This is a genomic window from Rhodococcus sp. 06-221-2 (genome assembly GCF_002258365.1).
Lineage (GTDB): Bacteria > Actinomycetota > Actinomycetes > Mycobacteriales > Mycobacteriaceae > Rhodococcoides > Rhodococcoides fascians.
Genome location: NZ_NOYJ01000024.1, coordinates 132558 through 140145, shown reverse-complemented (window position 1 = coordinate 140145; position 7588 = coordinate 132558). Strand labels below are relative to the sequence as shown.

Here is a 7588-nt window from a genome sequence, read left to right as displayed (position 1 = left end):
TCGCACCGTCACATCGTCGCAACAGTGTCCAAATCGAGCTGCCAGAGGGAATCGAGAGGGGGTCGCCGCAACTCGATGGGCATGGCGGAGGTCGGTTCAGCGATCCAACTACCGCTGACCTTCGCGTCCAGCTGAGGTAATGACGGCACGAGCCCGAAAGCAGCGGCCAGCGCGTGCACGGCGAGCCTAGGTGGCATGGCGTTGCCTACCTGCTGTGCCCACGCCGATTCAACCCATTGGTAATCAGCGGGGAAGGATTGCAACCGACCAGCCTCGTAGCGTGTGAACCGGGGCAGTTCGGCACCGTGCGAATCGAAAATTCTGTTGCGAGAGATTTTTCCGGTGACCGTCGCGGAGGGCTGATCCGAGTTGCGCCGGCCTCGTGCCGTGGAAACACCACCCGAACCATAGTTCGATACCACCTCGAACCAGCCTGACCTCCCGAGTGCGGACCCCATCGATTCCCAGGCCCGCAGATGCTCCTCCCCGGCACCTCGATCCACACCCGCGCGATACGGCTGATGGGTGTTGATAGGACGGATAGGCGTTGCGACACGGTTCGCCACCAGCACTGCTCGGCGCCGGGTTTGCGGTATCCCGAATTCTTCGGTTCGCAGCACCGCGCACTGGACCTCGTAGCCGAACGATTCCAGTACGGGCTTCATTGCCTCCCACACCGGCAGTACCGTCTGTACCTGCTCGAGCACAATTGCCTCGAATGGCCGCCCGGCTCTCACCGCCTCAGCCGCCCAGCGGAGCGGCTCCAAAACGAGCCCGGTTCGTTCGTCGTCGAACCGTTCCAGGGCGGCCCCGATGTCCTCGAAACGGCCAAGGCGGTCAATCAATCCGAGAACATTAGCGAGCGAGTCCCGCCCAGCACCGGAGCCGGCCACCGTGAACGTCTGACATGGCGGGCCGCCCGCAAGTACGGTCGCATCCGGGAAATCGCTCGGACCGAGCGAACGCACATCCGCGTGTGTTGTCTGCAACCCGGCCGCGTGACGGGTTGCGCATGCATCGTCGTCCCATTCGATGCCGTGAGTCTTCATTCCCAGCCAGGTCGCGGCAACATCTATCCCCCCCGGACCGGCAAACAAGTCGACGACAGAGTGACCAGACAGGTCACCAGCGGCACTACGGCTGTCGTCCATGACCGCGAAGTTTACGACACATCAAGGTGCCAGACCGTGCCAGCCGCTACCGGTGTCGCACCAACGTCGTACAGTTCGACCAACACAGAACGCCCATACCGGGCATCCACGCTCGAGTTAGGACTGACCCACCGCAATGGCGAAGGCAATCGCAACGATCAACCTCAAAGGCGGGGTCGGCAAGTCCACGATGACCGCGGCTATCGCGGAGTTCATGGCGGGTGCATTCGGGAAGCGCGTACTGCTGGTCGACCTGGACCCACAAACCAACCTGACGACGATGATGATCGGCTCGAAAACCTGGCACGATTTGAATGAATCCGGCCGCACGCTGAAAGCTCTGTTCGAGCAGGCACTCGATTCCCAGGCACCCGCGTTCGACATCGAAGGTGCGCTACAGCGCAATGTGTCGCCCTTGGCAAATTTGGGCGGCATTGATCTGCTCGCGTCGTCCCTCGACATGATCGAGATTTCCGAAGAAATGGCTGCATGGCAGTACGATGAGCCGGATTCTCTTGAACCCTTCCTTGTCTTGAAAACTGCCGTCGACACGGTTCGTGACCAATACGACTACATTCTGATCGATTGCCCACCCAATATGGGTATCGTCACGCGGAACGGCCTCATGTTGGCGGATGCCTATGTCATCCCAACAATCCCAGATGTACTGTCTACGTATGGAATTCCGCAGATACAAAAGCGGGTTCGCATGTTCTCCCATAAAACTAAGCACAATATCAAGCCTCTAGGCTTGATCATCACCAAGTACCGTAAGAGTACGAATCTGCATCGCGATACCATTCAAAGACTGCAAGATGCCGTCCTCGATTACGACGCCATGCCTGCACATGAGCGCGAGCTCACTGAAAGACCGCCGAACGTCATCCCTTTCTGGATTCCAGACGCAATCGCCATTGCGGCGGCTGCGGACTACTTCGACTTCGGCACATTGAACAAGCGATACGGTGGGGGCACCACAGTGAGCGCACTGCAGGACTTAACCAGCCACGTGATGATGAATGTTGAGATCTACACATGACAAATTCGGCCGACAGTCTGCGTCAAGCTCAGACCGCCTTCGACGAATCTTTGCGCACCCTCGAGGCGGAAAACGAAGCTGCCGCTGTCGTGGTATTGACGATGGCCCGTCTTGCACTGCAAGAACTGTCCCAAAATGCCGAGTTCGCGGCTGCAGTCCGTGCTCTACACTCGCCATCAGCAAGCGTCACCGTACAAGCACCGGGGGGCTCCGCCCCACCAGCTTCCGCTCCTAGCCCGAGTCGCCGGACCCGGATCGCTCGCACTCCGGCCTCGATCGACCCGTTCGACGTACTTCGGAAGGACGGGCCCGATGGGCTTGTCACCGCACTGAACACGCTACAACTCGAACAGCTTCGAGACATCATCCACCAATACGGAATGGACCCCGACAAGAGGGCGATGAAGTGGAAAACGGCCAGCAAAGTTCGAGACCGGATTGTTGAACGAGCCTTGGCAACTAGCTCGCGTGACAACGCCTTCCGTTGATTACGGCTCTAAATCGAAGTCAGCACGTCACTGAACAAGCCTTCGCCTCCTCGTCCACCCTCCGGCGTCCCGAACAACAATGCGCGGTCCAGGTAGCGGTTTCCAAGCTCGCACGAGGTTTCCGGAAGGAGCACGCAGGCATGACATGCGGCAAGGTTCAATGCATCGGTGCCAGATCCCTGAGATTCGATGCACACTGGGTCGGCTGAACACCACGACAGTCTTGCCAGCCCTTCGGCCAGGGCCGGCCCCAAGCGCTCAGGTTCCGCCTGCGATGCCACTCCCCCAAGGCTTCCCGCAGAGTCAGAACTCGCGGTATAAATCAATACACCAGCCATCTCGCCATCATCGACGTACAACCGTTCGCGAAGCGACGCTGCCGGATAGCCAGCAGCAAGCGACAATTGATCGATCACGACATGAGCGAAGGTGTGGATCGCAACACGTATGAGCCCGGTCAGGCTTCGCTCGCCTGGACGTGTGAGGCCGGGTCCTGCAGCTCGCCGCAGTAGGTGCCATCTGTCGGTCGCAAACTCATCCTTGGCCCACTCTTCGAGTGCGTCGCGGTGGAACGCAATGAAGATGCCTTCGCCGATGACCTCGATCGCTGGAAGCCAGTGGGTCTTGTCCGGTGACAGCGCGCAAAGGTTGTCTTCGCTGTTGTCGTCATCCAGTCGCGTGAATCCATACAGCGCTCGCACCTCGCGAAGCCGGGTCACTTTACGGACGTCGGAAATGAGATGCTCGAGGTCAACGGGCACATCTCTATCCAGACAGACAAAATCGTCGTCGAGACTTTCTTGTTCTCTGCCTTCCATCAAGGCTGCGTATTCCTGCCGTCGGAGCGCCTCTTCGGTCAACAGATCATCGAGGGCCTCACCCCGGCGTCGCTCGAGCTCGGTCTCGATCTGCTGAACCGAAAACCGACGAGAATGCTCAGACAGATTTCGCAAGAGCGCCGGCGTGACGGCCTCTGGATCACCCAGGGAAATCCAGTGACGGTCGACGAACTTGGCGAGCGCGGCGGAGTACGGAGGGATGGAGATCGCTGACCTGACAGCCGGCAACCAAACGTTCGAAGCACCGCGCTGAAGTGTACGAGGGGTTTCCTCGCAGGGTTGCGTGCTGTCCGGACCCAACCACGGGCGCCGCCCGGCGCAGGTCCCGAATTCCGCGAGCGCTTTCGGACCTGCCGATCCATCGAGGGTTCGAGGCTGCACGCCGCAGGTGCAGGTCAACTCCAGATCAGCGAGGGATGACGTACGGCCTTGCGCACGTAGATGCATGACGTGGTTCGATCCACCATCTTGCCCCTTATGTAACCAACGAAAGTATGGAAACTCGTCGATGTGGCCCCGTGCACACGCAACAATCAGTCGGAACGGGCTCAGCTGTGTCCCCTTCTCACAGCTACACAATGCGACTTCTTTGTCGTTGGATAATCGTCCGATGGAGTCGATCCTGCGGCACGACGGGCACACCTGCGTGAGGGGAAAACGAATGACAGGCACATCGCGTTTTCGCTTCGATCCAGCCGGAGGGGCCTTGAGCTCTGAAACGCCCAGACTTCGCGCCAGTCTCGGTTCGCTGATGGTGTCGGCATCGCGCGGCTTCCACTCGTGGATGCCAGCAATCATGTAACTCGTTGTGTCGGATGGGAACAAGCTGCCTACGCCGTACGTACTGAGAAGCTGAGTTCGGCGGGCCTTCGCAACGTTCATTGTTCGCTCCTCATTCGGATCGAGTAGAGAGCACTTTCCGCGTCGACGTCGCGCAAGCTCATCAACGTAGGCCAGGGGGTTTCGGTCTGCGTGTATTCGATGTCTTCGTCAGTCAACGCCGACGACGGTTCGACCAGGAGTGTGTCCGACGAGTCTCGCCGGTTCGCGTACTTCATCGAATCCCGCGAACCAGCCTCTGCAATCCAAACCCTGAGCATCTCTTCGAGTTGCTCGACCGTGTCCGCTGTCTCCTCACCGTCTGTCGTCGAGTCCACTCGTTTTTCGATCAGCGCAATCAGTTGCCGGAGTTCGGCTTCATGGCTCGGAGCCTTGTGAGCGCCGAGTTCACCTGACATCGAGTCGATCATGAGACGTGCCAGCGCGACAAAAACCCCGTGAAGCCCTCGATCGCGCGCGCGAGCTGCAAAAGGCGTCGCACTCGTCGCTTCGACAGCCCTGTACAAAGCCTGGTGAAACGGTACGAAATTTTCGAAGTGCGATCTGTCGCGCGATCGCGCCGAGTTGAAGATGGTAACCACCAAGCCAGGAAACCGTCGGCCGACGCGACTTGTTGCTTGAATGTACTCGGAACTGGACTGCGGCTGTCCCATTACTGCCATCAGCCCAAGCCGATCGATGTCCACGCCGACCGAAATCATGTTGGTAGCGAGGACGACGTCGTCAGCGTCACCCGACTCGTAGTCCCGCTCAAGGCTTTTCAGTCGCCTCGGAATGTCGGCCGAAGACACCCTGCTTGTCAACTCACCCGCCGACTGAAGACGCCGAGTCTGTGTACCTCTTCGTCGAGCGACAAGTCCCAATCGTTCGCGGACGTCGCCCTCGACCTGAAGCAGCGCGCTACCCAGTACCCGCAAACTGTTGAAATACCCGATCAATGTCCAGTAGGGATCGCGAGTCTCTGGCGTGCCGTCGATGTCATGAGCGGCCTGAAGCAGTGAGCCGTAAGTCCTGACCAGCAGCGTTGCATGACTTGTTGCGGGGCTCATCACCCCGAGATACATGCGTGTTCCTGCGACGTCGCGGGGGGCCGGCTCGGCGAAGAACGATTGGTCAGGATCGATTCCCGGAGGGGGGAATTGGCGTGATTCGCGATCGAAGACAAGCTTGATCTGATCCTTGGCCCGCCGAATCGTGGCAGTCGAAGCAATAATTTTCGGACGCGACAGAACATTGCCGTCGGCATCGGTGGTCGAACACGCAATATCGACGGCAGTTTCGTACAGGCCGACCATCGACCCCAGCGGTCCAGAGATCAGGTGCAGTTCGTCCTGGATAATGAGATCGGGTGGACTGCCGACTCCATCACGAGCAAAAAGTTTGCCCACGTCGGCGCGCCACGCCATCATGGCAAACTTGTCCACTGTTCCCAAGATCAACTCCGGTCGGTACTCGTAAATATCTTGATCGACCACATAGACCGGAAGTCCTGATGCAAAATCGCATGTACGGTTGCCGCAGGCGATGATCAGTTTGGGTGCCGGATTGGCAACCACCTTGTACTTGGAGTCGTCCAGTGCTTTCCCGCACCAGGGGCACTGGGTCAGTTGCACGGGATTGGCCTCGGTGATTTCGGTGCCAGATCTCAGTGCCCTGAGCGACTTCTTCGCGTCGTCAAGGGTGTTCGGTGTACCCCCACGCCCGACCCACAAGCCGATGGAGAACGGCCGCGCCCCGAGGCTGCTATCTCCGATTCTTATCCGCTCGAGCGCGCACATCAGCATCGTTGCACGTTCGAACTGCTGAATAGTCAACAGGCGCAACGTGTAACGCATGATAACCGCGACGCCTATCGATGCACTGTCACGGATTCGGCGCAGGAGAATGACGAATGCCACGAGCCCCAGGTACGCTTCGGTTTTGCCGCCACCGGTTGGAAACCACAAAAGGTCCGCGACACCACGTTCCGGATGGCCAGGGTCCGCGACACTCGGAAGATTCAGGAGAATGAACGCAACCTGAAACGGGTACCAGAACTGCTCGGCGCCATCGTCGGCCACTCCGGTAGCGCCCTTACGTACCCATACTTGCCGGGCGCGCTGGGCCTGCATCGAGGAATTCGCCAGACGAAAGGCCCGCAGAACATCCGGGTCCGTCTCCAACAGGTTGATTCCCGCCTCGATACGGTCTGCAGTTTCGCGCGCGTTCTCGAAGTGTTCAGTGGCCGTCGGCATAAGCGCTTCGGGTACATCGGATGTGCGGTCGACCAACGACACTTCCAACTCGGAGATCCATTTACGGTATGCAGCAACAAGTTTACGCAGATTATCGACGATGCTAGGTGCGTCGGACTTCGCAAGAAAAGACATCCGCAGATCGATGCCGGGACCGACCTGCCCGGGTCTTGCGCGCGAAACTTCCTGTGTGGGGAGAAGGGTCGTTCCAATTCGATCTGTGACCGACGCCGTGACCCCGAACCATGTGACGGCACATCCATGACCGATTCCGAAGTTGCGCGCGTTCCGGTAGACCAGTTGGGCGGATCGAAGATCTTCCTCGGCCCCGAGCCGGTTCGGCGCACTTCGATCGACGATCGCGTTCTGGTCAGTTGAAGCGAGCAGCTCGACCTGAAACCACGCCTTGGAATCTTTGAGTTCACCCTTTTCGGCGGACTGTACGTTGCGTGCAATCGCAGAAATCGTGACCTTGCCATCTCGAGGACTGCGAGTGAGAACGTATAGCTCGAGGCCTGGAGCCACCGTCAGCTTCACTGCTCCCATGGTTGCAAGCGAGTGCGTAACCCGGTCAGAGTTGATTCGCTTTCTGGTCCATGTAGCGGGCTTGCTACGTCCGCGGCGACGCGGCGACGGCTCGCCTGGCTCGACCGAGACCGCTGACGGTTCGTAGCGCGCAGCTGACACATCGAAATGGACCTCACTCACGACCGCTGAGTCGACGGTGAACGTCAGTCCCATCGAAGACGGATAGCGCATGAGAGACTGTGCCACAGGCGAATCGCTCTCACCGTCGACGGTGTCGGGCTCCGCACTGTCTGGTTCTGGCTCTTCCTGAAACTCTTCATCGCGGGGCCAAAGCACACCCACCACATATCGGTCGAGCGGGGCCTCTTCCAGCACTTCGCCCTCACCGCCGGCAGGCCCGAGAAGATCGCGTCGAAGGTCCTCCACCATCTCACTGCGAAATCTATACATCTGATCGAGGCCGGTTGTG

At 59.2% G+C, this 7588-nt stretch carries 4 protein-coding genes; 1 reads left to right on the top strand and 3 read right to left on the bottom strand.

What is annotated here, in order from left to right; translation table 11 throughout:
* Positions 1–8: 8 nt before the first annotated feature.
* The gene (locus tag CH281_RS12160) at positions 9–1151 is read right to left on the bottom strand and encodes a DNA cytosine methyltransferase (RefSeq protein ID WP_094694318.1); all 1143 of its coding nucleotides are present in this window, start codon (positions 1149–1151) and stop codon (positions 9–11) included.
* A gap of 136 nt (positions 1152–1287) precedes the next feature.
* Between CH281_RS12160 and CH281_RS12155 the strand changes: the two genes are divergently transcribed.
* A complete protein-coding gene (locus tag CH281_RS12155) occupies positions 1288–2190 on the top strand; it encodes a ParA family protein (protein ID WP_094694316.1) in 903 nt (300 codons plus the stop codon).
* A gap of 496 nt (positions 2191–2686) precedes the next feature.
* On the opposite strand, the gene drmB is transcribed toward CH281_RS12155, so the two are convergent.
* Both drmB and CH281_RS12145 read right to left on the bottom strand, forming a co-directional pair.
* A complete protein-coding gene (gene drmB / locus CH281_RS12150; RefSeq protein ID WP_094694314.1) occupies positions 2687–4399 on the bottom strand; it encodes a DrmB family protein in 1713 nt (570 codons plus the stop codon).
* Positions 4396–7548 (bottom strand): helicase-related protein, encoded by a 3153-nt coding sequence (locus CH281_RS12145; protein ID WP_256983489.1) that lies wholly within the window; start codon positions 7546–7548, stop codon positions 4396–4398. Before CH281_RS12145 ends, drmB begins: the two co-directional genes overlap by 4 nt.
* Between the last annotated feature and the right edge of the window lie 40 nt (positions 7549–7588).